This is a genomic window from Sphingobium sp. WCS2017Hpa-17, from assembly GCF_031843765.1.
Lineage (GTDB): Bacteria > Pseudomonadota > Alphaproteobacteria > Sphingomonadales > Sphingomonadaceae > Sphingobium.
Genome location: NZ_JAVTIV010000056.1, coordinates 1 through 2,518, shown reverse-complemented (window position 1 = coordinate 2,518; position 2,518 = coordinate 1). Strand labels below are relative to the sequence as shown.

Below are 2,518 nucleotides of genomic sequence, written 5' to 3'. Positions count from 1 at the left end.
TGTCAATCGGCGTGCAAACGGGACCCCTTATCGGCGCGCAAAAGGGACCCCCTGTCAGGATTGCGCATGGATGATGTAACGCGCTTCCTTGCGCTGCGCGCGGCGTAGGGAGGGCGTAGCCCGACCGGAGGCGCGCGCAGCGCAAGGCATCTTCTAATTGTGGGCTGTGGGGCGGATCAGCTGCGGTTTTTGAAGCGCCAGCTGTCATTGCCGGTCTCGACGATGTCGCAATGATGGGTGACGCGGTCGAGGAGCGCGGTGGTCATCTTGGGATCGCCGAACACGGTGGGCCACTCGCCAAAGGCAAGGTTAGTGGTGATGATGACGCTGGTCTGCTCATAGAGTTTGCTGATGAGGTGGAACAGCAACTGGCCGCCCGATCGAGCGAACGGCAGATACCCCAGTTCATCGAGTACGATCAGATCGAGGCGGGATAGCTGGGCGGCAAGAGCGCCACTCTTGCCGATCCTGGCCTCCTCTTCGAGGCGGGTCACCAGATCGACCGTGTTGAAGTAGCGGCCTCGAGCGCCGGAACGGACGACGTTGGCGGTGATGGCGATGGCCAGATGGGTCTTTCCTGTGCCTGTGCCGCCGACCAGGACGATATTGCGCCGTGCGGGCAGGAACGCGCCGCTGTGCAATGAACGCACCAGCCCTTCGTTGATTGGGGTACCCTCGAACCGGAAGGCGTCGATGTCCTTCACGACTGGCAGCCTGGCAGCGGCCATCCGGTATCGGATCGACGCGGCATGACGATGCGTCGCCTCCGCTCGCAGGAGGTCGGTCAGTATCTCCATGGTGGTGCGCTGGCGCTGAAGGCCGGTGGTGACGGCATCGTCGAACGCGCCCGCCATGCCCTTGAGACCAAGGCCGCGCATGGCCTCGATCATGTCATGCCGCTGCATCGAAGGTCCTTAGCTGGTCGTAACGGGCACAGTCGGCAATCGGGGGATGGCGCAAGGCGCTATCCTCGGAGGTGATGATCGTCAGCGGACGCGGAGGTTCCCGGCGTCGTGCCAGGATGTTGAGGATCAGATCGTCGCTTGCCGTGCCCGTCGCCAGTGCCTCACGCACAGCCGCTTCGACAGGATCCAGGCCATCGGTCAGTACGGCCGACAGTACACGGACGAACCGGCGATCGGCATCGTCGCCATTACCCAGCTTGCGGCGCAGGCGGGCAAGCGCCGGTGGCAGATCCCAGTCCTGGAAGGGGGCACCGTTCCGCAACGCTCCAGGCTTGCGGGCCAGCACCGGCAGATAATGCCAGGGGTCATAGATCGTGCGGTTGCGCCCAAAGTAGCGAGGATGTTCAGCGACAACCTCTTCGCCGCAGCGAACGACGATGCGATCGGCATAGGCGCGGACCTGCACTGTGCGTCGTGCCACCGTCGAGAGCACCGAGTAGCGGTTGCGGTCGAAGCTGATCAGGCAGGTGCCGGTCACGGCATGCTCACTCTCATTGAAGCCGTCGAATGGTCCCAGCATCGGCTGCAGCGCAGATCGTTCTATCTCCAGCACCTGCGCCACGGTCAGCTCGCCCTGTTCAGGATGGGGCTGCCGTTCCGCCCAGCGCCGACACTCGGCCTCCAGCCAGCCATTGAGCTCTTCGAGACTGGCGAACCGCAACCGGGGCTGGAAGAAGCGACCCCGGATCGTCTGTACCTGGTTCTCGACCTGACCCTTCTCCCATCCCGCCGCAGGCGAGCAGGCCGTGGGCTCGACCATATAATGGTCGGTCATGATCAGGAACCGCCGGTTGAAGACGCGTTCCTTGCCGGTGAACACGCTCGTCACAGCCGTCTTCATATTATCGTAGATGCCGCGCCCTGGCACGCCGCCGAAGAAGGCAAAGCCGCGCGCATGCGCGTCGAACAGCATCTCCTGGCTCTCGCGAGGATAGGCTCGGACATAGACCCCACGTGACGCGCACAGGCGCATATGCGCGACCTTCACCCGCATCGGTGCCCCAGCGATCTCGACATCCTCATGGCTCCAGTCGAACTGGTAGGCCTCGCCTGGCCTGAACATCAGCGGGATGAAGGCGGTGACGCCATCTCCAGCATCCTTGCGCCGTTCAATCTTCCAGCGCGTCGCATAGCGCCGCACCGCATCGTACGAACCCTCAAAGCCTTCTCGCACCAGCAGGTCATGGATCCGCGTCATCCGCAGCCGCTCACGCCTGCTGCGCAGCTCGTTCTCTTCCAGCAGCGTGTTCAGGCGCTCCTGGAACGGACCGATCCTGGGCAGCGGCTGAACCTTGCGCTGATAATCAAAGGCGCCCTCCGGCGCTCGGACCGCTTTGCGGATGACCTTCCGCGACACATGCAGATCCCGTGCGATCGCCTTGATCGCCTTGCCTCCGGCATACTCGCGCCGGATCCGAACAACTGTCTCCAAAACCAACATCCCGATCTCGCCGCCTGAAAATCCAGGCAGCTGTTTAAACCATCGAAATGAGGGGGCCCTTTTGGACGCCGATCACCCCGCTAACGGGGTCCTTTTTGCACGCCGATCCACA

2 protein-coding genes are annotated in these 2,518 nt (G+C 63.2%); both read right to left on the bottom strand.

Annotated elements, in window-relative coordinates; translation table 11 throughout:
• Positions 1 to 176: 176 nt before the first annotated feature.
• The gene (istB, locus tag RQH62_RS24855; RefSeq protein WP_272798407.1) at positions 177 to 905 is read right to left on the bottom strand and encodes an IS21-like element helper ATPase IstB; all 729 of its coding nucleotides are present in this window, start codon (positions 903 to 905) and stop codon (positions 177 to 179) included.
• Positions 892 to 2,406, bottom strand: a complete 1,515-nt coding sequence (istA, locus tag RQH62_RS24850; protein WP_311271328.1) for an IS21 family transposase — start codon at positions 2,404 to 2,406, stop codon at positions 892 to 894. Before istA ends, istB begins: the two co-directional genes overlap by 14 nt.
• Positions 2,407 to 2,518: the final 112 nt, after the last annotated feature.

Bases quoted from the DNA above. Each gene is read 5' to 3' on its own strand.
- istB (WP_272798407.1), bottom strand. From the start codon at position 905: ATGCAGCGGCATGACATGATCGAGGCCATGCGCGGCCTTGGTCTCAAG.
- istA (WP_311271328.1), bottom strand. From the start codon at position 2,406: ATGTTGGTTTTGGAGACAGTTGTTCGGATCCGGCGCGAGTATGCCGGA.